The sequence below is a fragment of the Duganella guangzhouensis genome (genome assembly GCF_009674535.1).
GTDB lineage: Bacteria > Pseudomonadota > Gammaproteobacteria > Burkholderiales > Burkholderiaceae_D > Rugamonas > Rugamonas guangzhouensis.
Window position 1 is genome coordinate 155,942 of the sequence record NZ_WKJK01000015.1, and the last position, 25,646, is coordinate 181,587.

Below are 25,646 nucleotides of genomic sequence, written 5' to 3' on the forward strand. Positions count from 1 at the left end.
ATGCGGTGGCAACCATCTTCAATGGATGGAATTGTTATGTTCACGCCTCATCAATTTTTTGCGCTGGTATTGCGCTTGTTTGCCGTCTGGCTGCTGCTGGCGGCCGGCCAGATCGTGCTGGTCAGTTATGCCGTGCATCGCGGCGCCCAGGATAATGTGCTGATCTCCTATGCTGTGGCGGCGATGTACGCCGTGGTGGCGCTGCTGCTGTGGTTGTTCCCGCTGGCGGTCGCTGGCAAGATTCTGCCGAAGACGACGGGGAATGACGCCGGCCGCGCGGTTTCCTGCGACAGCGCCGCGATCGCGTTCATTGTCGCCGGCCTGGCCATCATCGCTCTGAAAGCTCTGACGCCGCTTGCCAACTATGTGTCGCTGCTGACGATGCTGGTGTTGTCCGGCCAGACCGCGCGCATGGCGACCGCAAGCCTGCATATCGACGGCGTGATCGCCATTGTGATGCTGCTGATCGGACTGTCGCTGGTGCTGAAAGCCCGCCCGCTTGCGCGTATCGTGCTTCGTTAGCGCACGCAGCCAGCGATTCGCTCGGGGGCATTCATCGCGCCGGCGCCGGTTTCCTACCCGATTTTCGGGCATTCGTCGCATGGGCTAAAACACGCGCACCCGAGCCGTTAGAATGGCGGGCAAGTTCTACACGAGGAATGTAATGAGCTCTCCCCCATTTCTGCCATTCAACGCGCCTCCGGTACCGGAGGTCCAGCACGACCGCCGCCTGGTGCGCCGCTATCTGCTGCAGTCGGCGCTGCGCTTCAACGCCGGTTCGCTGTTGTTCCTGTCGCTGGCGATCGCGTTGCTGCCGCTCTGGCTGAAACTCGGCCCGGCTGCGCCGGGCAACGTAGCGCCCCACGTGCTGACGCCGTACATTGCCGGCGGTGTTGTGCTGGCGGTGATGGTTTGGCTCGCGCTGATGTCTGGCGGAATCGCCCGCGGTTTTCTTGCCCGGCTGAGCGAGGAGGGCAAGGCGCTGAGTGCCGAGGCGATGGCGTCCTCGGTGACGCGCCGCATCGAGGCGCCGTTCAATCCCTATACCACCTTTGACCTGTGCACCGAATCCTTGTCGGGGCTGGCGCTGGGCACGGCACTCGGCTACGCCGGCCCGCCGGCGTTCTTCCATGACCCTTTCAAAGGCCGGGTCGTGCTGGGCCGCTGGCGCCCGCTGTGGCTGGGGCGCCATGTCGAGGTCAAGGTATCGTCCGATTTGGGCCCCAGTTGCCACATCGAGCTGCGTTGCCGGCCGGGCCTGGCCTGGTTTGCGATCCAGCAGGGGGAGTCGCTGAAGATCGCCGAGACGGTGTCTGCCCAACTGAGCCAGCACCTCGCGCGCCATGCCAGCGCGCTGGATGCGGCCCGGCGCGAGCGCGAGCTGGAACGTACCTCGCTGCAGGCGCGCCTCTCGGCCTTGCAGGCCCAGGTCGAGCCGCACTTTCTGTTCAATACCTTGGCCAATCTGAAATACCTGATCCGCACCGACCAGCAGGCCGCGCAGGACATGCTCGACCACTTGGTCGGCTACCTGCAGAACGCGATGCCGGATATGCGTTCGGTGTCCTCGACGCTGGGGCGAGAAATGGATCTGGTGAGCGACTATCTGGCGGTGATGCGCATCCGCATGGGCGCGCGCCTGCGCTACGCCGTCGACGTCGACGAGGAATTGCGCGGCCTGCCGTTCCCGCCGGCGATGCTGATCTCGCTGGTGGAAAACGCCGTCAAACACGGTTTGGAGCGGGCCAGCCGGCCGGGCCTGATTACCATCAGCGCAAGCCATGAAAGCAAGGGGCAGGGCGAACTGCTGAGCGTGTCGGTGGTCGACGATGGCGTCGGCTTGACCGAACAGGCCGGGCAAGGCACCGGGCTGGCGAATATCGCGGAGCGCATGCTGCTGCTGTACGGACGGGAGGCCAGCCTGTTGGTGGCGCCTGGCGACGGGCAGGGCGTACGCGCAGTGTTGACGGTGCCGATTGTTAGGAGTCATGCATGATGCCAAGCGCCCTGATCGTTGAAGACGAGCCTCTGCTGCGGGCGGAGTTGATGGACCAGCTGCGTGCCTTGTGGCCCGAACTGCAGATCGCCGGCCAGGTCGAAAACGGCATCGACGCGGTGGCGGCCATCGATGCACTGAAACCGGACATCGTATTCCTGGACATCCAGATGCCCGGCCTGAACGGCATGGAGGTGGCACGCCATATTCCCGAGTCGTGCCAGGTGGTGTTCGTTACGGCGTATGCGGACTATGCCCTGGCCGCTTTCGATGCCGGCGCGTCCGACTATCTGGTCAAGCCGTTGACGACCGCGCGCCTGCTGCAGACCATCCGCCGTCTGAAGTCGCGCACCGCCGCCAGCCCGCCGCCTGCGGTGTGGGAACAGCTGTTTGAAGCGGAGAGCGCGCCGGTGTACCTCAAGTGGATCAAAGCTTCGAGCGGCAATTCGGTGCGGCTGGTGATGGTGAGCGAAGTGCTGTATTTCCAGTCGAACGAAAAGTACACGCGGGTGGTGACGGAGAACGGCGATGCGCTGATTCGCTTGCCGCTCAAGTCGCTGCTGGAGCAACTGGACCCGCAGTTGTTCGCGCAAATCCACCGCAGCGCCATCGTCAATCTGCAGGCCGTTGATCGGATCGAACGTAGTGAGTACGGCACTGGTCTGGAGGTCATCCTGAAAGGCCGGACCGAGCGCCTGACCGTTAGTGAAGGGTTTACCAAGCAGTTCCGCCAGATGTAGGTTCGCAATTAATCGTTTCCACATATTGATGTGAAGGGAAAATAATGAATAAGAAATGGATGGTCACATTGTCTTTGTTATTCCTGACTGCGACGGCAGCAATCGCCAGTACGCCACCGCCGCCGCCGAGCGTGGAGGTCGATCAGGCGACCCGCCTGGAGGTCATCGATACGTTGATTGCCAAGCTGAATGCCAACTACGTTTTTCCAGACCAAGCCAAACAAGTCGAGGTGGTCCTACGCCAGCACCAGCGCGCGGGCAAGTACGATGCGATCACCGATGGTAAACAGTTGGCCAAACAGCTGTTGGATGACATTAATGGCGTTATCCACGACCAGCATCTGTTAGTCGATGTCAGTGCCCGCCCGGTGCCGCCCGACGGCGCAATGCCGCCGCCACCCCAGACCCGGGCGGAGTGGGAAAAACAGGTGCCGCCAGCCGTGCTGGAAAGAATCCTCGCCTCCAACCTTGGCGTGGAAAAGGTTGAGCACCTTGGTCCCAATATTGGTTACCTGCAGATTTCCTCTTTCGGGCCGGTTTTCCTCGTTTCCGACAAGTTCGCCGCAGCGATGAATGCACTGGCTGACACCGATGGCCTCATCATCGATCTGCGCAACAACGGCGGTGGCGGCGGAGACTCGGTAGCGCTATTGATCAGCTATCTGGTTGACGAGCGCACCCGCCTCAACGACACCTGGGAACGTGCGACCGGCATCACCACGCAGTATTGGACGCAGGATAAGCTTGACGGCAAACGCTATGGCGGCAAGAAGCCGGTCCTGATCCTGACCGGCCCTAATACGAAGTCCGCCGCCGAATCGTTCGCGTACCAGCTACAGGCGTTGAAACGCGCCACGGTGATCGGCGAACGCACCTGGGGCGGCGCTAACGCTTCGCGTCCATATCGACTCAACGAACATTTTGTCGCCTTCATACCAAGCATGCGCTCGATCAGCCCAATCACCCATACAAACTGGGAGGGCGCGGGCGTTATCCCGGATGTGGCGGCAAAGGGGGACGATGCACTGGTGGCGGCCCAAGATCTGATGGTGCGACAACTGAATGCCAGCAGCCCCTCTGTTGCTACGGGCCACTAAAGCCTAGTGTCTTTGCATCATCCGGGCCAGCGATGCTGCGCGTCGCCAGTTCGGAAGTCATGGCGGCCAGGGCGAACAGCAACACCGCAAACAATGCCAGGTTGTGACCACCGAGAATATGCAGTCCGGCGGCGCCAAGCACACCGGCGGCTGTGACGCCCAGATAGGTGGCTGCGGTATTCAGGCCGAGCACCACCGGGGCGGTGGTCGGCGCCAGGCCCACCAGGCGATATTGTTGTGGCCCCATGATGCCCCAGCCGGCGATGCCCCACACGCCGATCGCCAGCACCGACGACCACAGCTGCGCGCTGGTCCAGGGCAGCAGCGCCATGTCGACCACCAGCACCGAGAGCATCACCACCAGTACCCAGCGCGGACCAAATTTATCCAGCAGCCGCGATAGCACGAGGTTGGTCAGCGTGCCGCCAGAACCCCACAGGACCAGCAAGGCGCCAAACAGCGCGGTGCTGCTCAGCACGCGGTCGAACACCACCGAAAAATAGGTGTAGATCACAAAATTGCCGGCCATCGCCAACAACGTGGTTGCCAACACCAGGCCGACACGCTTGTCGCTCAACGGCGCCACGCGGGCACGGAGGCTGACCTTGGGCGGCATCGGAATGTGCTTGAGGAGCAGTGCAATGCCGGTGGCCGCGATCAGGCCGATGGCGGAGACGAACACCATGGTCCAGCGCCAGTCGCCAAGGCCGCCTATCACCGTTCCCATCGGCGAACCCAGCGCGGTGGCTGCGGTCAAGCCGGCCACGATGATGGTCAACGCCTTGCCGCGCTGTTCGGGCTGCACAATCATGGCGCCCGTGCCGGTCGCGGTTGGGGCGTACATCGCGGCGCCCAGTCCTGCAAACACGCGGGACAGCAAAGCCAGGCCGAAACTCGGCGCGACGGCGGTGGCCAGGTTGGCGATCACGAACACACCCAGGCCGGACAACATCAGTTTTTTTCGTGGCACCGATGCCGCCAGCGCGGCGATGGTGGGCGACAGCAGGGCATAGGCAATCGCGTATGCGGTGGTCAGCTGTCCCGCCAGGCCGACGTCGATGTTGAACGATTGGGATATGGCCGGCAACACGCCAGCCACAACAAAGCTGTCGGTTCCGAGGGCAAACATCCCCAAGGCGAGTATCAGCAGGCGTTTATCCATGATAGTGCTTCCTTTATAGATGATGATGTGTCACTAAGTAATCGGAATGATAGGAGTCACAATCTGGAAAGTCAATATAGATGACGTGCTTGCACTAAAAAATAAATTTGTTATGATGGCGTGAGAAACTCGGAAGGAGTAGCAAGATGAAAAAATCGAAAGCAGAGACCGCAGAGACGCGGAGGCGCATCGTCGAGATCGCAGCCAAGGCATTTCGCAAGCAGGGAATAGAGGCCACCGGCGTAGCGCAGATCATGGCGAGCGCTGGATTGAGCCACGGTGGTTTTTACCGCCATTTCACCTCGAAGGATCAATTGGTGACCGAAGCCCTGTCCGCTACCGAAAAAAATCTGCTGCGGGATTCCGCTGCGGCGGCGGAGACGGGGGGCGATGCGATATTGCGCGTTTTTAATGAATACATGACATCTAACTACCGTGACAATGTGGAAGATGGTTGTCCGCTCGCCGCCATGGGTAGTGAACTGGTGCGCGCCAACGATGACACGCGCCATGCGGCAACCAACAGTTTTCGCAAGATTACCGACACAGTCGCCCCGTTCATGCATGCGCGCGATGGCGAGGACCGCGATGACATGGCGATCAGTTTGCTGACCAATATGATCGGTGCCCTGACGGTGGCGCGGATGGTGGACGATCCGGTGTTGTCGGACAAAATCCTGGCGGTCACGCAGCGCCGCATCGGCAGGGTAATCGACCATACGAAAGCGCCCAGTGCACGGCGCCTGAACGGAGAGTGAATATGGCGTATGAATGCATGTGGGTCGATTCACCGGTCGGCAAGTTACGCCTGGTGGCCAAGGGCGACGCGCTGGCGGCCATTCTGTGGGAAGTCGATCGGCCTGATCGGGTCAAGCTTGCTCCTTTGGTCGACAATCCCGACAACGTGGTATTGAACCAGGTGGCGCAGCAACTGAGCGAATACTTTACCGGCCGTCGTAGTGGTTTCAATGTCAAACTGGACTTTAAAGGCACGGAATTCCAGCGGAAGGTGTGGGCGGCGCTGCTCACCATTCCGTTTGGCGAAACACGCACCTACGGCGAAATTGCCGCGCAGATCGGCCTGCCTAGCGCCGTGCGGGCGGTGGGAGCGGCAAACGGTCGCAATCCCATTTCTATCATCGCGCCGTGCCACCGGGTCATCGGCGCGGATGGCACGCTGACTGGATTTGCCGGAGGACTGAAGGCCAAGCAGGTATTGTTGACTGTTGAGGGCTGTAATTTCGAAGGGGGTAAAGCCGTCAGAATGAATGGGGGACGGCAGTAGGCTGTTCGAGACACTTCCCCCGCTCCAGTATTGAAAAAGGGCAGTCCAGTGTGGGCTGCCCTTTTTTGCGTTTGGCGAATGTCGCGGGATAAAAAATATATGTCAAGTATATAAATTTAACAACATGAAGCTACTTTAATGTATTATTGAATGATAATTATTATCATTCCGGGAAACGCAAAAAATGGGAGCGTCATCTTGTCTTTACAAACGCCACTAGTCGAAATCTTTGTGCAACACAGAGAGCAACTGCGCCGTATTGCCATGAGTATCGTCCGTACGGCCGACTTTGCCGATGAAATCATGCAGGACGCCTACCTGAAACTGGCCGACGGCAGTTGCATGCGCAGTGTGCAGAAGCCGCTGTTCTATTGCTGTCAGGTGGTCCGCAATCTGGCGATGGATCATTTTCGACGCCGCACGACCGAAGCCAGCTATCGCAGTTTCGGCTTGGACGTGGAAGAAATGGCGCGTCCCACGTTGGTGACGCCGGAAAAAGTGCTGAACGAGAAGCAGGTGATTGCTGCGCTTGAACAGGCGCTGGGCCGTCTGCCCGAACGCACGCGCCGCGCTTTTGAGCTGTACCGGTTGCAGGAAATGACTCAGCGCGATATCGCGCTCACGCTAGGCTGTTCCGCAACGCTGGTCAATTTCATGATACGTGACGCCCTCGACGCCTTGCAGGGTTGTCGTAATTTGTTGGACGATTAAGAAGCTTTCATAAGGAAACTGGTGTTTCCGGCTGTTCTGCTCTATGCTTGCAAAAAACAGCGAGGCGCGATCCGCCCGCGTCGGGAGTAAGCATGGATAACGATAACGCCCCGGACCCGATATGGGATACCGCGTGGGCATGGGTAGTGCGCGAACACGAGCGCACACAATTTGATGCCGCCGCGCGCGAGGAATTGCAACGCTGGCTGGCCGCCGATGAACGTCACTGCAAGCAGTACGAAAAGGCATGCCGTTTGTGGATGCTGAGCGGCCTGATTCCGCCAGCCTTCGGCGATGAATCAGCAAATTAATTTCTTACGCCACTAAACAATTCAGCTGTAGACACGTCTTGGCAACAGAGGCACGGAGCTTGATGCTCCGGCCGCGCTTCTGTTCAATGCCGAAAAGGGACGTTACATGTCTACCAGCTGTTTTGACCGCGAGGACGAAACCTTCATCGTTCTCAAAAATCACGAAGACCAATATTCGATCTGGCCGCAATGGAAGGCCGTACCCGGTGGATGGACCGCGATAGACGGCATTCAGGGTGACAAGCAAACCGTGCTCGCTTACGTCGAGCAGGTATGGACCGACATGCGTCCGCGCTCGCTGCGGGAGTGGATGTCTGCGCAAGACCTGGTGGCCTGACTGCCATGGCGGTGATCAATCTTCTGTGCCTTCCCAATGCGGGCGCCAGCGCGACCATGTATCTGCGTTGGAAGCGGCTGATGCCGGCCTGGGTCAACCTGGTGCCGGTGGAATTGCCGGGCCGTGGGCGGCGCTTGTCCGAAGCCTGCGTCGAGCATTTCGATCAGCTGGTGCCGCAGCTTTGCCGCGAAAACGCGGCACTGATGCAGCAGCCGTATGCGCTGTTTGGCCACAGCATGGGCGCGCTGCTGTCGTGGGGCATGGCTTGCCATCAGCGCGATCAGGGCCTGGCGCTGCCGCGCATCCTGTTCGCCTCCGGTACCGCCGGACCATCACGGCGCGATATGGATCGTTTCGGCGGTACCAGCGATGCCGAGCTGATTGCCGATATGCGCCGCCAGGGTGGCACACCGGAAGAAGTATTCGATAGCCCCGAGCTGCTGCGCATGACGCTGGATATTCTCGGCGCCGATTACCGCCTGTGCCGGAGCTTTGTGTACCGCGAGAGCGAACGTTTGCCCATGCCGCTGGAAGTGCTGGCCGGCCGCCAGGATGATATCGGCGGCGCGCGCGTGCTGTCATGGCAGCGCGAGGCCGGTACTGCATTCGCGCTGCACTGGTTCGAAGGCGGCCATTTCTTTATACGCCAGCAGGAAACCGCGGTACTGCAAGCCATCTTGCGCGGACTGAAATACCGGTTTGCGGGAGTCGCCGATGCAGCAGTTGCCACTGCCTGATTGCGTCCCCGCCGGCAGCGCGGTCTGGCAGCTGGCGCTGGACTTGCAGGCGCCACCCGCAGCGGAGGATGTGCAGCTGCTTAGCGATGATGAACGCTCACGCATCGCGCGCCTGCGCCGTCCCGCCGACCGTGTGCGGAGCATCGCTGGCCGCGCGGCCTTGCGCCGTCTGCTGGGGCATGCGGTATCGGTGGCGCCGCAGCGGCTGCGCTTTGGCGCGGGCGCGCACGGCAAACCGCAACTGCTGTCACATGAAGGTCCCGCCTTCAATGTCGCGCATTCCGGCCGCTATGTATTAGTCGCGCTGGGCGGCGACACCATAGGCGCGCTGGGTGTGGATGTGGAGCAGCGTGACAGCAGCATGGATACCACGGCGCTGGCGCCGCATGCGCTGACGCTGGAAGAACAGCTGGCGCTGGCCGCCAGCCGGCATGACACCACTATTTTCTACGATTACTGGAGCGCCAAGGAGGCCGCGTTAAAAGCACTCGGTGTTGGCGTCTCCGAGCATCTTCAGCAAGTTACCGTGCTGCGCCAGCCTGGCCGCCGGCTACAACTGCGCCATCAGATGGCGCACTGGCCGCCGCTGCAAGCCTGTTTGCTACCCGCACCCGTCCAATACAGCGCCGCACTGGCCTGGCATACAAAGGATTGAACCATGATGGAATTGATGACACGATTTGAGCGCACCGCGCCGGAAGGCTCGGAACTGCCGGTGCTGATTACGCCAGCGTATGCGGGCGAACCACTGCTGGTGGCGCAAGCGCGCCTGGCGGCGGAAATCGACACGCATCTGAAACTGGTTGGCGGCGTGCTGCTGCGCGGCTTCAGCGTGCCGAGCGTGCAGGACTTCCAGCAGTTTGCGGCAGGCTTCGGCCATCCGCTGCTGAACTATGAATTCGCGTCGACGCCGCGCAGCAGCGTCGGCAGCGGCGTCTACACTTCCACCGAATATCCGGCGCATCAGCACATCCCGCTGCACAACGAACAGGCTTATACCCGCGAATGGCCGATGAAGATCTGGTTCCATAGTGTGCTTTCCGCAGTCAGCGGCGGCGAGACGCCCATCGCCGACAGCCGCGCCATCTATCGCCGCATGCCTGAACATATACGCGCGCGCTTCGCGCCCGGCATGCGCTATGTGCGCAACTACGGCGAGTTCGATCTGCCGTGGCAGCAGGTGTTCAACACCGAAAACCGTGCCGACGTCGAGACATTCTGCCGCCGCACCCGTATCGAATGGGAGTGGAAGGAAGATGACGGCCTGCGTACCACGCAGCTATGTCAGGCCATCGCCATCCATCCGCATACCGGCGACAAGGTGTGGTTCAACCAGGGGCACTTGTTCCATGTCTCGAACCTGCAGCCGGAAGTGCGCGAGTCGCTGGAGGAGCTGTGCGGCATCGAGAACCTGCCGCGCAATGTGTTCTACGCCGACGGTAGCATCATTCCCGATGAAGTGTTCGACGAGATACGCGCCGTGCTGGCGGCGGAAACCGTGAGCTTCCCATGGCAGGACGGCGATGTGCTCATGCTCGACAACATGCTGGCCGCGCACGCGCGCGCGCCATTTAAAGGGCCGCGCAAGGTGGTGGTGGCGATGGCTGAGCCGCACGGCAATCTGGACCTGTTTTAAAGCGAGTAAGCGACGATGAATTCCCCCAACCAGATTCCTCTCCAGGCGCCGGCCAGCATGGTCGAACAACTGCGGATGCTGGCCGATCTGCGGCCCGACGCCAAAGCGCTGATCGCTGTCGGCCGCGAAGGTGAGCGCGAGTTCAGTTACGCGCAGCTGGATCTGCGCGTGCGCGCGCTGGCGGCAGAACTGCAAGCCAGCTTTGCGCCGGGCGACCGTGCGCTGCTGGTGCTTGATAATGATGAACATTATGTGATCGCGTTTTTCGCCTGCTTGTATGCCGGCCTGACTGCGGTGCCGGTGTTCCCGCCGGAGTCGGTGCGCGAGCAGCATCTGGCGCGCTTGTCCGGCATCGCGGCCGATTGTTCCGCTGCCTGTGTGCTGACCAGCCGCGCGGTGTTGGCGCTGCTGGGCGAACATCGCATCTTTGGCGCCGCGCAGGCGTTGGCGGTGGATGCCGTCGATAGCGCGCGTGCCGCCTTGTGGCGTCCCTATGCGCCGCAACCTGGCGAGATCGCCTTCCTGCAATACACCTCGGGATCGACCTCGTCGCCGAAAGGCGTCATGGTCAGTCACGCCAATCTGATGGCCAACGAGCGCGCCATCGAAGAGTCCATGGGCATCACGGCCGATGATGTATTTGTCAGCTGGCTGCCGCTGTATCACGACATGGGCTTGATCGGTGGGCTGTTGCAGCCTTTCCATCGCGGCATTCTGGTGGTGTTGATGAGTCCATCGTTCTTCCTGGAGCGTCCGGTGCGCTGGCTGGAGGCGATCTCGCGCCATCGCGGCACTATCAGCGGCGGGCCCGATTTTGCATTCCGTCTTTGTTTGGAGCGCGTGCGTGAAGCGCAGTTGGCGGAGTTGGACTTGTCCAGCTGGCGCGTGGCGTTCTCCGGTGCGGAACCGGTGCGGCACGATACGCTGGCTTCCTTCATTACGTACTTCGCGCCATGTGGCTTTGATGCCCATGCCGTTTATCCGTGTTACGGCCTGGCCGAAGCAACGCTGTTGCTCAGCGGCGGCCGCCGTGGTGCTGGCATGACTGCTTGCGCGTTCGATGCAGCCAGTATCGCTGCCGGCCAGCCGCGCGCGACGGCGGATGGCCAACTGCTGGTGGCCTGCGGCACCATACCCTCGGCACACCGTATCGTGATTATCGATGCGCAGAGCGGCGCAACGCTGGACGGCGGACGCGTTGGTGAAATCTGGGCCACCGGTCCAAGTATCGGACAAGGTTATTGGCAGCGCCCCGACGACACCGCATGCACCTTCGCCATGCGTGATGGCTTGCGCTGGTTGCGCACCGGCGACCTGGGCTTCTTCCATGAAGGCCAGCTTTACATCGCTGGCCGTATCAAGGACGTCATTATCCTGCGCGGCCAAAATCTCTATCCACAGGATATGGAACGCGCGATTGAAGCGGAAGTAGAGGCCGTGCGCAAGGGCCGCGTTGCGGCGTTTGCGGTGCAGCTGCCGCAAGGCGGTGAGGGTATCGGCGTCGCCGCCGAGGTATCGCGCGGCTTGCAAAAGCTGGTGCCGCCGCAGGTTCTGGTCGACGCATTGAGCCAGGCCGTCAGCGTGGTTTGCCGCGAGCCGGTATCAGTTGCGCTGCTGCTGCAACCGGGGGCCTTGCCCAAGACCTCCAGTGGCAAGCTGCAACGCGGCGCTTGCCGCCAGGGTTGGCTCAATGGATCACTGGACGCCTATGCCACCTACGCTTTCGGCAGCTTCCTGCAAGGTGCCACGGCTGCGCTGCCAACGCAGAGCGCGCCCATGGACGATGCTATCGGCCGCGAACTTGCTGTCATCTGGCAGCAGGTACTTAAAGCGGAAGCGCCATTGGCCCGCGATACGCATTTCTTTGTCGCTGGCGGTAACTCGCTGGGAGCTGTGCAGGCCGCAGCGCTGATTGCACAGCGCTGTAACATCGTGTTCCCCGCGCGATTGATCTTTGAGTTCCCATTGCTGGACGCATGCGCCGCACAACTGCGCGCGTTGCTGTCAACCGCAGCTAGCGCTGCGCCTGTCGTTGGCATCCCTCGCACCGCAGCTGATGAAGGAACACCATTGCCGCTGTCGCTGGCACAACGCAGCTTGTGGCTGACGTGGGCGCTCGCGCCTGCAAGTCCGGCTTACAACCTGGCCGTGCGCATTCAGCTGCCATCCGGGCTGAATCTACAGGCATTGAAGTCGGCGCTACAGGATCTGGTCGCGCGCCATGAGCCGTTGCGTACCATCTTTATCACCGATGCCGATGGCGCGCCGCTGCAGCAGATCGTGCCCGCCAGCCGGTTTGCTTTAATGACGGCGGATCTCGGCGCAAGCAAAGACCTGGACGTCGCTACGCAAGCCTTAGCCAGCGCACCATTTGATCTTGCCACCGAATTGCCATTCCGTGCCACGCTGCTGCGCACAGCAAGCGGCGGTGAGCTGGTACTGGCCGCCCACCATATCGCCGCCGACGGCTGGTCGCTTCAAATCGCCGTCCGCGAGCTGGTGGCAGCTTACGCCGCGCACACTGCTGGCGATGCGATGCCGCTGGCGCCACTGCCGGTGCGCTTTGCCGATTTCGCCAACTGGCAGCGGCAGCAATTGCAGGGCGCGGAACTGGAGCGTCAACTCGACTATTGGCGTCAACGTCTGGGCAGCGAGCACGAAGTACTGGCGCTGCCGCTGGACCGTCCCCGCACTGGTACGCAGGCCGCGTTGGCCGGCGTGCATGCCAGCCTGTGGCCACAGGATTTGAGCGCCGCGCTGCGTCAATACGCCCGCTCGCAAGGCGTAACGCTGTATATGGCTATGCTGGCCTTGCTCAAAACGCTGTTGTACCGCCTCAGTGGCCAGACCGATCTGCGCGTGGGCGCGCCGGCGGCCAACCGCCAGCAGGCGGAAACGCATGGACTGATTGGCTACATGGTTAGCCTGACCGTACTGCGCACGCACATCGATCCACGCCAACCGTTCACGCATTTTCTGGAGCAGGTGCGTGTGGCCGTCACCGAAGCGCAAGCGCACAGCGAGCTGCCGTTCGATATGCTGGTCGAAGCGTTGCAACCAGAGCGCCAGCCCGGCGTGCATCCACTGTTCCAGGTCAAATGCACCGAGCTGCCTGGCGTGCCGCAGGATCTGATGCTGGCAGGGCAGGCAATCGCGCTGGAGGAAATCCAGGCTGGCCCGGCGCACTTCGATATAAGCCTGGACTATACCGATGCAGCTGGCGGCATCGCCACCCGCTGGGTCTACGATGCGAGCCTGCTGAACGAAAGCACCGTCGCCCAATTCGCCATCGCCTTGCAGGACTTTGCGCGCCAGTTAATGGTACAGCCAGAAGTTGCTCCAGCGGCGCTGCAATGGCCAGGCGCAGTCTCGCGCCTGCGTGGTCCAAGCGAAAACTTCGATGCGCCGGATATCCTGTTCCTGTGGCGCCAGGCCGTCGCGCGCCATCCTCAGCGCATGGCGGTGCGCCATGAAAATGAGACCCTGAGCTACGCCGCGCTGGACCAGCAGTCCGACCAGTTGGCGCAGTTGCTGCATCAGCGCGGCGTCCGTGCTGAAGTGCGGGTCGGTTTGCATGCCGAACGCTCCAACGCCTTTGTGCTTGGCGTATTGGCGGTGCTGAAGGCTGGCGGCGTCTACGTGCCGCTGGATTCCGCGCTGCCGGCGGAGCGCCTCGCGTGGCAGCTCAAAGACTGCGGCGCCGCGCTGATGCTGACCACCACCCATCTGGCATGGAATACCGACGTGCCGCAACTGATGCTGAACGGCGCATCCGAACACGCTTCCGCATTCACGCCGCAGGTGCCACAGCCGCAGCAGGCGGCCTATCTGATCTACACATCCGGTTCGACCGGTCAACCGAAAGGCGTGCTGATTACGCATGGCGGCCTGGCCAACTATGTGCAAGGTGTACTCGGCCGCCTGGCGCTGCCAGTATCGGGCGCGCAGGTCGCCATGGTGTCCACCGTGGCGGCGGACCTGGGTCATACCAGCTTTTTCGGTGCCCTATGCGCCGGCCACACGCTGCATCTGATTAGCCGCGAGCGCGCGTTTGATCCCGACGGCTTTGCCGACTACATGCGCGCACATGCCATCGACGTGATGAAGATCGTGCCGAGCCATCTGCAAGCGCTGCTGCATGCCAACCAACCCGAGGATGTGATTCCACGTCAGCGCCTGGTACTGGGCGGCGAGGCGACATCGCCTGCGCTGCTGGAGCGCGTGCAGCGCCTGCGTCCCGCCTGTGCCGTTATCAATCATTACGGCCCTACAGAAACCACGGTTGGCATCCTGACTTACCCAGCCAGCGCGGGATTGGATGGCGGCGCCACGCTGCCAGTCGGCATGCCACTCCCTAACAGCCAGGCATGGGTGTTCGATGCAGAGCTCAATCCGGTACCGGTGGGCGCGGCAGGCGAACTTTATCTCGGTGGCCGGGCCGTCGCGCGCGGCTATATCAGCCGTCCCGGCCTGAGTGCGGACCGCTTTGTCGCGCATCCATTTGACACTGCCGGGAGTCGTTTGTACCGCACCGGTGACCGCGTACGTCAATTGCCTGGCGGTGCGCTGGAATTCCTCGGCCGCGCCGACGATCAGGTCAAGATACGCGGCTACCGCGTCGAGCCGCGTGAAGTCGCTGCCGCATTGGCCGCACTGGATGGTGTGGCGACTGCCGAAGTCCTGGCGATTGCAGCCGAAGATGGCCGCATGCAGCTGCACGCGTATGCCGTGCCATCAGTTGGTGCCGCCATCGGCAACGCTGCGTTGCTGTCGCAATTGGTACAGCGGCTGCCTGACTACATGGTGCCCGCAAGCCTGACGCTGATGGATGCTTTGCCGCTCAACGCCAACGGCAAGCTGGATCGCCGCGCATTACCGCAGCCGCAGGCGGCGCAAGCGATCAGCTTTGAAGCACCGCAAGGAGAAGTGGAGACAGCATTGGCGGCCATCTGGTCCGAACTGCTGGGCGTTGAAAAAATCAGCCGCCATGCCAACTTCTTTGAACTCGGTGGCGATTCCATCCTGAGCCTGAAACTGATCGCCCGCGCCCGCAAAGCCGCGCTGCGCCTACATGGCCGCCAGGTATTCGAGTACCCGGTACTGTCAGCGCTGGCCGCCTCGATCACACCAGCCGTGCCAGCAACGTCAGCATCGGCGGCGATCAAAACGCTGCCGCCAGCGGTCAACCATCTGGCATCGTATGCGCAGGAACGGTTGTGGTTCCTGTGGCGCCTGGACCCGTCCAGCAGCGCATACCATATTGCTGGATCGCTGGTGCTGCGTGGCGTACTCGATATGACTGCGTTGCGCACCGCATTCCAGGCTTTGACCGACCGTCACGCCTCGCTGCGTACCGTCTTTGACGCTGGCGAGCAAGGGCAAGCCCTTCAGCGCGTGCTACCCAAGCTTGAACTGGAGATCCCGCTGATCGACCTGCGATCCACGCCGGCGGCGAACGATATACGCCAGCAGCCGTTCGACCTGTGCAAAGGTCCGCTGCTGCGCGTGGCCGTAGTCCGCACCGCCGAGCAGTCATGGCAACTGGTGCTGTGTATGCACCACATCATCTCTGATGGTTGGTCAATGCAGGTACTGATTGAGGAACTGGTCCAGCTATATCGGGCGCACCTGCAAGGCAAGCCGCTGCGACTGCCAACGCTCCCGCATAGCTATGCCGACTACGCGGCCTGGCAGCGCGGCTGGCTGGCGGGTGGGGAAGGTGACCGCCAGCTGGCATACTGGAAGCGGCAGCTATCCGGTGAACAGCCAGTGCTCCAACTGTACACCGACCATCCCCGTTCGGCGCGCGCGGATAGCTATACGCTTGGACAGCATCGCGTCACACTCGACATGGCATTAGCGCAAAGACTGCAACATGCGGTGCGCGCGCAAGGCGCCACGCCATTCATGGCGTTGTTGGCGGCGCTGCAGGCGCTGTTGTATCGCTACTCGGGGCAGCAGGATATTCGTATCGGCGTGCCGGCGGCGAACCGTCATCACGCTGATACCGCCGGCATCGTCGGCCTGTTTGTCAATACCCAGGTACTGCGGGGCAGCGTCGATGCGTATAGCACACTGCGTACCTTGCTTGCGCAGGCCCGCAGCGCGACGCTGGACGCACAGTCGCATCAGGATCTGCCATTTGAGCAGCTGGTCGAGGCGCTGCAGCCGGAACGCAGCATGGGCAGCCACCCGCTGTTCCAGGTGATGCTGAATCATCAGCGCGATAAACTGGCCGTACTGGACGACTTGCCAGGCCTGACGCTGGAGCGGCTGGAACTGGGTGAGCAGTCCGCCCAGTTCGAACTGGTGGTCAACAGCACCGAGACCAGCGATGGCGGCATGACAGTGGCTTTCGGCTACGCGCGTGAATTGTTCGAACCGCAGACCATCGCCCGGATGGCGGAGCACTATCTGGCGCTGCTGCGCGCACTGGCCGACAATGCCGACGCACCGCTGCATGCCCTTGAGCTGCTGAACGCCGAAGAACAGGAACAGATGCGCCAACTGTCCGCGCTGCGCGGTTTTGTCGCCGGCGAGGGCACGCTACAACAGCGGATCGAAGCGCAAGCAAAAGCACACCCGGAGGCGATAGCGCTGACATTCGGTGACGACCATCTGAGCTATGCGGAGCTGAACCTCCGCGCCAACCGCCTGGCTCATCACCTGATCTCCCTCGGCCTGGGGACGGAGCAGCGCGCGGGGCTGGCGTATAAGCGCAGTCCGGAACTGCTGATCGCCATGCTGGCAGTGTTGAAAACCGGCGCCGCCTATGTACCGCTGGACCCAGACTATCCGCCGGAACGCCTGGCCTACATCGTTGAGGACAGCGGCGTGGAGCTGGTGCTGACCCACAGCAGCCTGTCGCAATCCTATGAACGCGCGGTTGCCACCGACATGATCGATTTGAGCGGCTACAGCACCGATAATCCGCAAGTAGCCTGCCACCCGGATAACCTGGCATATGTGATCTACACCTCCGGGTCCACCGGCATGCCCAAAGGCGCGCAGCTTACGCATCGCAACGTACTGCGTCTGCTTGAAGGCAGCGAGCCGTTATTCAATTTCGGACCGGGCGACGTCTGGACGTTGTTCCACTCCCACGCCTTCGATTTTTCCGTGTGGGAGATATTCGGTGCGCTGTGCTACGGCGGCCGTCTGGTGCTGGTGCCGTTTCTGGTCAGCCGTGCACCGCATGAATTTCTTGCCCTGATGCGGCGCGAGCGCGTGACGGTTCTGAACCAGACGCCGTCCGCATTCGCTCAACTGATGCAGGCGCCAGGCCTGTATGAAGGTGAGGCACTGGCACTGCGCACGGTCATATTTGGCGGCGAGGCACTGGAGCCGGAAAGTCTGCGGCCTTGGATCGCGCATTTTGGCGATAGCACACCGCAACTGATCAATATGTACGGCATCACCGAAACCACGGTGCATGTGACTTACCGGCGCATCACCGCAGCTGACCTGGGCGTTGCACGCAGCCCGATCGGCACGGCGCTGCCGGATCTTGGCTTGCATGTGCTGGATGCGCAACTCAATCCAGTCCCACTGGGTGTCGCCGGCGAGCTGTATGTAAGCGGTGCCGGTCTGGCGCGTGGCTATTTGCGTCGTCCCGGTTTGACGGCCAGCCGCTTCATCGCCGACCCATTCAGCGCGGCTGGCGCGCGCCTGTACCGTAGCGGCGACCTGGCGCGCTGGAATAGGGAAGGGCAATTGGAGTATCTTGGCCGCGCCGATGATCAGGTCAAGATCCGTGGCTTCCGTATCGAGCTTGGTGAAATCGAAGCACGCTTGCGCGCTGTGCCGGGCGTCGGTGCTGGACTCGTGATGGTGCAGAAAGGGCCGGGTGGTGCGCGCTTGCTGGCTTATGCCGCGCCAGCGAGCGGCCAGCAACTCGATAGCGCAAGCATCAAAGCCGCGTTGTCGGCCGTCCTGCCGGACTATATGGTGCCGGCGGCAGTGATGGTACTGCCTTCCATGCCACTGAACGCCAACGGCAAGTTAGACCGCAAGGCACTGCCATTGCCAGAACAGGTGAATGCGCAGCGCAGCGGCCAGCCGCCGCTGGGCCAGCGAGAGCAGACACTGGCCGCGATCTGGTCCGAGGTGCTGGGCGTCGCCGAGATCCATCGCGAGGATCATTTCTTTGAACTTGGCGGCCATTCGCTGCTGGCGATCGCCATGACCACGCGTCTGCGGATTGCAAGCGGCCTCGATCTGCCGCTGCGCAAAGTGTTTGAATACCCGCTGCTATCGGATATGGCGAGCCAGCTGGAGCAGCAGGCGTCGGTCAGCGATCTGCCGTTACGCGCAATTCCACGTACCGCGGCCATGTCGCTATCGCCGGCACAGCGCCGTTTGTGGCTGGTGGACCGCATGTCGGCCGAAGCGGAGCGCAGAGCCTACAATATGGCGGCTTCGTTAACGCTGAACGGCGAGTTGGATGTCGCGGTGCTGCACGCCAGCTTGCAAGCGCTGGTCAACCGACACGAAGTGCTGCGCACAGTCTATCGGGAAAACGAGGACGGCGATCCGGTCGCTCACATCCAATCCGGTGCTGACGCGCTGATAGCCTTCGACGTGCTGGAGTTGGAAAGCGGCCAGCTGGAACAGGTGGCCCGGCAGCACGCCGATGCGCCATTCGATCTGGCCAGCGGCCCAGTGCTGCGTGCAACGCTGGTGCGGCAGTCCGCGCGCCATCATGTGTTACTGCTGGCAGTACATCACATTGCTTTCGATGGTTGGTCGCAATCGGTCTTCATTCGTGACTTTGTCAGTGCCTACCGTTCACTGTGTTCCGGCGCACCTGCTGCAGCGGCGCTGGAAATCCAGTACGCGGACTACGCCGACTGGCATGCCCGAAAACTGGCGGCGCAGGCGGACAGCGATCATGCCTTCTGGCGCAGCGCGCTGGAAGCCGCGCCGGTTGTATCCACTTTACCGCATGGTCAAACCAATGAGGCGGCGCTGGCGTCAAGCCAGGGCGATGCCATCACGGTCATGCTGGATCAGGACTTGACACAGCAACTCAGCCGCCTGGCGAATACGCAGAGAACCTCGTTGTTCACCGTGCTGTTGGCGTCCTTCCAGTTGCTGCTGCATCGCCAGAGTGGCGCCGCCGATCTGGTCATCGGCACCGATTTGGCGGGACGTAATCACCCGGCGCTGGAATCGCTGATCGGCTTCTTCGTCAACGTGCTGCCGCTGCGCTCCCGCTACCAGGAGCAATTGAGCTTCCAGCAATGGCTGGCGCAATCGCGCGACGATAGCCTGGCCGCCTATGCTCACCAGGATCTGCCTTTCGACCAGATCCTCGGCGTGGCCGGTCTGGCGCGCGGCCGCCAGCGCAAGCCACTGGTGCAAGTGCTGTTCGTGATGCAGAACGTTCCCGAATCACGCTTCGAAATTCCGGGCCTGCAAATCGAATTGACAGCACAAGCGACGACACAATCGAAATTCGACCTCGCCGTCTTCGTCAGCCAGAACGCCGAAGGCTTGAATGCCCAATGGGTGTTTTCCACCGCGCTGTATGGACGCGAGCGCATCGCCAAGGTCGCCGCGCAGTGGCAGGCATTGCTGCGCGCTGTAGTGAGCAAACCGGACGATCCGTTGGGCAGCTACCCAATCGCCATCATCAAGGATGAACCTATGATTGAAACTAAAACCAGCAAGCTGGATAAGCTGAAAAAGCTCGGCAACCGCGATGGTGCAAAAGCCGAGCCACGTCCAGCCGTACGTACCGCGCTGTTACACCCGGACCGCCCATTCCCGCTGGTTGTGGAGGGCAGTAGCGACATCGACCCGGTTGCATGGGCACGCACGCAACGTGACTTTATCGATAGCGCATTGGCTCGCCATGGCGGCATCCTGTTCCGCAACTTCGGCCTCGATACGCCACAGCAGTTTGAAAATTTCGCCGAAGTGATCGAGCCTGAACTGTATGGCAATTACGGCGATCTGCCGAAGAAAGAAGGTGGGCGCAATACCTACCGCTCCACGCCTTATCCGGAGCAGCAGATGATCCTGTTCCACAACGAGAGCGCGCACCTGGACCGCTGGCCGCGCAAACAGTGGTTCTACTGCGAACTGCCATCCGCGGTCGGCGGTGCCACACCGATCGTCGATTGTCGCGAAATGCTGCGCCGCTTGCCGCCTGAATTGGTAGCGGAGTTCGAGAGCAAAGAGCTGCTGTACGTTCGAACCTTTACCGACCGGCTGGATGTGCCGTGGCGCGAATTCTTCAAGACCAGCAGTCATGCCGAAGTTGAAGCGCGTCTGGCGCTGGCCGGCATCGAATGGCGCTGGCTGAAGAACGATGAACTGCAAACCAGCACCCGTTGCCCGGCCGTGATTACCCATCCGGTAACCGGTGAACGCGTGTTCTTCAATCAAGTGCAGCTGCATCATGTGAGCTGTCTGGAGGAGGACGGACGTAATGACCTGCTGTCGCTGGTCGGCGCGGAACGCATGCCACGCCAGGTCTACTTCGGTGATGGCAGCGTGATTCCGGACCAAACGATGGCCATCATCGGTCAGGCTTATGAGGATTGCGCGGTGCGTTTCGACTGGCGTAAAGGCGATGTGGTCATGCTGGACAACATGTTGGCCGCGCATGCACGCGATCCATTTGAAGGTCCGCGCAAGATCGTGGTCGCCATGGGGGCAATGTTCAATCGCGCGGATCTGGGAGACGCGGTTGCCGCCGTCAGTTCTGAACCTGCTATCAAAGTCAATTCAATGCGAGACGAAACGAATGAATGAGTTGGGACAATTGAAGCAAGCTGGCATCGCGCTGTCGCCTGAGCAGCGCATGCTGCTGGCAGCGAAGAGGCCTGCGGATTTGCAGCCGATGGTGTTGACGGCGCGGGTCGGCGCCGTCGACGTGGCCAGGCTGCGTGATGCGGCAGACCAGGTCATCGCGCGCCATGAAGTGCTGCGCTACGAGTTTGGTGAAGTCGAAGGCTACCGCGGGCTGCGCCAGGCGCCTTTGGCTGCGCTGTCGCAGCTGCGCGTCTCGGTGCTGGACGAAGGCCAAGGTAGCGCCACATTGTCGCTGGAAGCACCGGCGCTGATGGTGGACGCCTCCAGCCTGCGCGCTTTGCTGATGCAGATAGCATCCCGGTATCATGACGACGCGGATGCCGAAGAACCTTTCCAATACGGCGATTACGTCGAATGGCGTCAGGATCTGGATGAAGACGCCACCAGCGCCGCCGCGCGTAGCTACTGGGACGCGCAACTGCGTGGCATGGCCTCCTTGTCGCCGCCGCGCCTGTCCATGCGCAGCGCCTTGACGCTGCAAGCGCCGTTACAATATTCATCCGCCATTAACAGCACCCTGGTCAGCCGCGTCAACCAACTGGCAGCCGCCAGCGACTGTTCAGCCGAAACCGTTCTGTTATCCGTGTGGTCGCTGCTGCTGGCGCATTTGACTGGCTACGAAGCCAGCGTCATCTCCTGGCGCCACGATTGCCGGCTGGATTACGAGCCTATGCAAGGTGGTATCGGCGTCTACGAAAAAACGCTGCCGGTCCTGGCCAGTATCGTGGCGGATGAATCCTATGCCGCCTGGCTGGCACGCTGCATCAACCATGTAGCGCAGCACATCGAATCGCAGGAAGGCTGGACCCCGGAGCACGCGGCGTCCAGCGCTGCGCTGGAGATTGGCTTTCTTTACAGTGCAGGGCAGCCATCACCATGGCCGGTGCTGCGACACCCGGTATCAACGGGATGTGAATTGATGTTACAGCTAGTCTGGTCCGATACCGAAGCCACATTGGTGCTGGATGCCACGCATTACAGCCAGGCCACACTGGGACGTCTAGCGGAACAATTTCTGACCTTGCTGAACGCAGTGCTGGAAGCTCCGGAAGCAAAGGTGCGTGACTACCAGATCATCGGGTCGCAGGAAGCAGCAGCGCAAGCAGCCTGGCAAAAGCGCGCGGATTTCGGCGTCGGCAGCCTGCCGTCGCATATCGCACAGTGGGCGCAGCGTACACCGGATGCAAATGCGGTCCTGACGGACGATATCAGCTGGAGTTACGCCGAACTGATGGCACGCGCAAACCGCCTCGGGCACTGGATGAAATCGCGAGGGGTGTCGCCCGGTTCGCTGGTGGCGCTGAATCTGCCGCGTTCTCCAGATATGTTGGTTGGCATACTGGCCGCGTGGTCGGCTGGCGCAGCTTATCTCCCGCTCGAACCGGAATGGCCTGCTGCGCGCCGCAATAGCGTGTTGGCCGATGCGCGTCCGGCGCTGGTGCTGTACGCGACAGGATGGACCGAATCCCTGTCAGCCAACGAAGCCGTGATCGACCAGATCGATCTGACGCCGTATGACGCAACGCCGGCACAAGCCCCGGCCAGCGGCGATGCGCTGGCCTACGTACTCTATACCTCCGGTTCAACCGGCCAGCCGAAAGGCGTTATCATCACCCATGGCGCTTTGCATAACTATGTTCGCGCCGTTTCCGATGCACTGGACCTGTACACCATACGCCGCTGGGCGTTGACCAGCACCGTCGCTGCGGACCTGGGCAATACCGCCTTGTTTGGCGCGCTATATCATGGCGCCACGCTGGTAGTGGCCAGCGATGCCGAAACCCGTGATGGCGCAGCCTTCAGCCGCTTCATGCGCCGCTATGCCATCGACGGCCTCAAAATGGTGCCGTCCCACCTGGAGGCCTTGCTCGATTGCGCCGAGCCACAACTGCCACGCAAGCTGGTACTGGGCGGAGAGGCCGCACCACGCTCGCTGATTGAACGCCTCGCCACCTTGGCGCCAGAATGCGCGGTGTACAACCACTACGGTCCAACCGAAACCACCGTCGGTGTGCTGGTGCATGCAGTTGATCCAGCGGCCGCGCAAGGCGAGGTTCTGCCATTGACCGAACCGCTGGCGAACAACATCGTTCGCGTACTCGATGACAACCTGCGTCCGGTGCCTGCCGGCGCGAAAGGCGTCGTATATGTCGGTGGTGCTCAACTCTGCGCTGGTTACCTGAATCGTGATGCTGGCGATGTCTTCATCGACGATCCGATGTCTCCGGGCTCGCGTCTTTACCGTACCGGTGATCTGGCATACGTGCTGCCGGAAGGCGGCATTCGCCTGGCCGGCCGCGCCGATCATCAATTCAAAATTCGCGGTTACCGCATCGAGCCAGGCGAGATCGAAGCCACGCTGCTCAATCAGAATGGCATCCGCCAGGCAGTGGTGCTGCCGACGCAGGATGGCCAGCAGTTGGCTGCTTTCCTGGTTGGCGAACAGGCCGATATGCGTACCGCGCTGGCCAGGCTGTTGCCAGCGCCGATGGTCCCCGCGCATTACACCTGGCTGTCCGAATTCCCGCGTCTGGCCAATGGCAAGATAGACCGTCTCGCGTTGGCCGCGAAACTGACCAGCAGCGACACCACGTCAGTGGCACCACGCGATGAACTGGAGACGCTGCTGGCCACTTGCATGGCCGAGGTACTGGGCCGCGAGCAGGTAAGCATTCACGATGACTTCTTTGAGCTCGGCGGCCATTCGCTGCAGGTCATCAAGCTGGTCGCGCGCATCCGCAAGCATCTGCAACTGGAAGTCGCCGCCGCCGTGGTGTTCGACCATCCCAACGTTGCCGCGCTGGCGAACGTGCTGCGCAACCGCATCAATAAGGAAACCGAATGAATGATATGACCCGAGCAGAAGACGGTCAGGCTGTTCCGCTGTCGCCGGCGCAGCAGCAGCTATGGTTTCTGCAAAAACTGGAACCCGCACTCACCGCTTACAATTTGCCGCGCGCCTTGCGCTTCGATGGCCCGCTGGATGCGGATGCGCTGGAGCGTGCCTTCCATGCGGTGCTCGATCGTCATGCCGTCCTGCGGCATCGCTTTTTTGCCCGCGATGGCGTGCCGCTGCAACAGCCGCAAACACAGGTGAACTTTACGTTGAAACGCGTGGACCTGTCCGGCGCTGCAGAGGATGCCTATCCACATCAGCTGCAACAGGAAATCGCCGCAGTGGCGAACCATGTATTCGATCTTGACGGCGGCGCCATGCTGATGGCGACGCTGATACGCCGCAGCGCCGATGAACACGTGCTGGCTCTGTGCCTGCACCATATCGTGTCGGACGCCTGGTCGAATCCCATTCTTGCTCGCGATTTGAGCAAGGCTTATCGCGGCGAGCAGCTGCCAGCTTTGCCTCTGCAATACGCCGACTACGCGCTGTGGCAGTCGGAGCAAGAGGGACAGAGCGCGCAGCAGCGGGACGTCGCTTATTGGAATGACTATCTCGGTGAGCAGGTGCAGCCACTTGATTTGCCGGCAGATCGCGTACGGCCCGTCGCGCGCAGCTACCAGGGCGGCGCGGTGTATTTCACGCTGCAACCGGAACTGGCGGCGACGCTGCAGCGCTACTGCCGCGAGCAAAAGAGTAGTCCGTTCATGGTGTTGATGGCGGCCTGGCAGGTACTGATAGCGCGTTACAGCGGTCAGCATGACTTCGCGGTGGGTGTGCCAAACGCAGGCCGCCAGCATGAAGCGGTGCAGGAGATGATCGGCTATTTCATTACCACGCAAGTGTTCCGGGTCCGTATCACGCCGCATATGCGGTTGCGCGAAGTGCTGCAGCAGGTTCGCTCGGATGCGATGGCCGCGCTGGATCATGCGGAACTGTCGTTTGAACGGTTGCTGGAAAATCGTAGCGAACGGCGCGATCCCGCGCGTAGTCCGTTATTCCAGGTGATGCTGGGCGTGCAAATGGATGATGCGCTGGCGCAGCTGGACTTCGGTGGTGTGCGCTGCACAGCGCTGGATTTTGCCGAATCCGGCGCAAAATTCGATTTGTCGCTGGATGTCAGTCTGGGCAGCGCGCGCGTGCGCGGACGGCTTGAATACAATAGTGACATGTTTGATCGCGCGACGGTGGAGTGGCTGGCTGGCTGCTTCCAGCGCGTGCTTCAGCAAATGGCAATGCAGCCTGACCTGAGCGTCGCCAGTGTCGATCTGTTGGGGGATACGGACCGCGCGCATTTGGCTCAACTGGGCATGAATGCCCAGCGCCATCCAGACCAGGAAACCGTGCTTCAGATGTTTGAACGTGAAGCTGGCGCGCACCCTGAGGCGACCGCGCTGGTACACGGCGACGATGAATTGAGCTACGCGGAGCTGAATCGCCGCATCAATCGGCTGGCCCATCATCTGATCGCCCATGGTGTGCGGCCGGAGATTCCAGTGGGCGTGGCGCTGGAGCGGTCGACCGGCATGATCGTCGGCCTGCTGGCGATTCTGAAGGCCGGCGGCGCCTATGTGCCGCTGGACCCGGATTATCCGGCCGAGCGCCTGGCCGCGATGGTCGAAGACAGCGGCATGCGCCTGCTGCTGACGCAGTCCTCGGTCGCCGCACGCATTCCGGCGCCCGAAGGTCTGCAGATCTTGCACACCGATCTCCTCGATGTGTCGCATCACAGCGCCGCCAATCCTGGCATCGCGCTGCATGGCGCCGCGCTGGCCTATATCATCTACACTTCGGGATCGACCGGCAAGCCGAAAGGCATCGGCATCAACCATGCCACGCTGGCGGAACACAGCCAGGTCGCGCAAGGCTACTTCGGCCTGACGCGCAGCGACCGCATGCTGCAATTCTCGACCATCA

The 25,646-nt window shown here is 61.7% G+C and carries 16 protein-coding genes; 15 read left to right on the plus strand and 1 reads right to left on the minus strand.

The annotated features are described in order from the left end of the window. The first annotated feature begins 36 nt into the window (after positions 1-36). The 4 genes from GJ699_RS25085 (at position 37) to GJ699_RS25100 (ending at position 3,833) form a co-directional block, all read left to right on the plus strand. Complete coding sequence (locus GJ699_RS25085; RefSeq protein ID WP_154381489.1) at positions 37-522, plus strand: hypothetical protein; 486 nt, start codon at positions 37-39, stop codon at positions 520-522. Between the two features lie 142 nt (positions 523-664). Next, positions 665-1,996 carry a sensor histidine kinase gene (locus tag GJ699_RS25090; protein WP_195763644.1) on the plus strand — a complete coding sequence of 444 codons (1,332 nt, stop codon included), beginning with the start codon at positions 665-667 and terminating at the stop codon, positions 1,994-1,996. Beyond that, entirely contained in the window at positions 1,993-2,736 is a 744-nt protein-coding gene (locus GJ699_RS25095; RefSeq protein WP_154381493.1) for a LytR/AlgR family response regulator transcription factor, read from the plus strand. Before GJ699_RS25090 ends, GJ699_RS25095 begins: the two co-directional genes overlap by 4 nt. Positions 2,737-2,780: 44 nt before the next feature. Further along, complete coding sequence (locus GJ699_RS25100) at positions 2,781-3,833, plus strand: S41 family peptidase (RefSeq protein WP_154381495.1); 1,053 nt, start codon at positions 2,781-2,783, stop codon at positions 3,831-3,833. Here the strand turns inward: GJ699_RS25100 and GJ699_RS25105 are convergent. Next, positions 3,820-4,995 carry an MFS transporter gene (locus tag GJ699_RS25105; protein ID WP_154381497.1) on the minus strand — a complete coding sequence of 392 codons (1,176 nt, stop codon included), beginning with the start codon at positions 4,993-4,995 and terminating at the stop codon, positions 3,820-3,822. The genes GJ699_RS25100 and GJ699_RS25105 overlap by 14 nt on opposite strands. 146 nt (positions 4,996-5,141) lie before the next feature. Between GJ699_RS25105 and GJ699_RS25110 the strand changes: the two genes are divergently transcribed. The 11 genes from GJ699_RS25110 to GJ699_RS25160 form a co-directional block, all read left to right on the plus strand. Further along, a complete protein-coding gene (locus GJ699_RS25110) occupies positions 5,142-5,753 on the plus strand; it encodes a TetR/AcrR family transcriptional regulator (RefSeq protein ID WP_154381499.1) in 612 nt (203 codons plus the stop codon). 2 nt (positions 5,754-5,755) lie between these two features. After that, on the plus strand, positions 5,756-6,280 hold the full coding sequence (locus GJ699_RS25115; protein ID WP_154381501.1) for a methylated-DNA--[protein]-cysteine S-methyltransferase: 525 nt from the start codon (positions 5,756-5,758) through the stop codon (positions 6,278-6,280). Positions 6,281-6,478: 198 nt separating this feature from the next. Further along, positions 6,479-6,991 (plus strand): sigma-70 family RNA polymerase sigma factor, encoded by a 513-nt coding sequence (locus GJ699_RS25120; protein WP_229262287.1) that lies wholly within the window; start codon positions 6,479-6,481, stop codon positions 6,989-6,991. Positions 6,992-7,083: 92 nt separating this feature from the next. Next, the gene (locus GJ699_RS25125) at positions 7,084-7,302 is read left to right on the plus strand and encodes a DUF4880 domain-containing protein (RefSeq protein ID WP_154381505.1); all 219 of its coding nucleotides are present in this window, start codon (positions 7,084-7,086) and stop codon (positions 7,300-7,302) included. A 106-nt stretch (positions 7,303-7,408) separates the two neighbouring features. After that, on the plus strand, positions 7,409-7,639 hold the full coding sequence (locus GJ699_RS25130; protein WP_154381507.1) for an MbtH family protein: 231 nt from the start codon (positions 7,409-7,411) through the stop codon (positions 7,637-7,639). A gap of 5 nt (positions 7,640-7,644) precedes the next feature. Continuing rightward, positions 7,645-8,376, plus strand: a complete 732-nt coding sequence (locus GJ699_RS25135) for a thioesterase II family protein (protein WP_154381509.1) — start codon at positions 7,645-7,647, stop codon at positions 8,374-8,376. Continuing rightward, on the plus strand, positions 8,354-9,031 hold the full coding sequence (locus GJ699_RS25140; protein WP_154381511.1) for a 4'-phosphopantetheinyl transferase family protein: 678 nt from the start codon (positions 8,354-8,356) through the stop codon (positions 9,029-9,031). The genes GJ699_RS25135 and GJ699_RS25140 overlap by 23 nt, the downstream gene beginning before the upstream one ends. A gap of 3 nt (positions 9,032-9,034) precedes the next feature. Then, positions 9,035-10,012 carry a TauD/TfdA family dioxygenase gene (locus tag GJ699_RS25145; RefSeq protein ID WP_154381513.1) on the plus strand — a complete coding sequence of 326 codons (978 nt, stop codon included), beginning with the start codon at positions 9,035-9,037 and terminating at the stop codon, positions 10,010-10,012. A 15-nt stretch (positions 10,013-10,027) separates the two neighbouring features. Further along, positions 10,028-20,773: a non-ribosomal peptide synthetase gene (locus tag GJ699_RS25150; protein WP_154381515.1), complete on the plus strand. Its 10,746-nt coding sequence runs from the start codon at positions 10,028-10,030 to the stop codon at positions 20,771-20,773. After that, a complete protein-coding gene (locus GJ699_RS25155) occupies positions 20,766-23,678 on the plus strand; it encodes a non-ribosomal peptide synthetase (RefSeq protein WP_154381517.1) in 2,913 nt (970 codons plus the stop codon). The genes GJ699_RS25150 and GJ699_RS25155 overlap by 8 nt, the downstream gene beginning before the upstream one ends. After that, on the plus strand, positions 23,675-25,646 hold a 1,972-nt coding region (locus tag GJ699_RS25160; protein WP_154381519.1), incomplete at its 3' end, for a condensation domain-containing protein. The genes GJ699_RS25155 and GJ699_RS25160, both read left to right, overlap by 4 nt.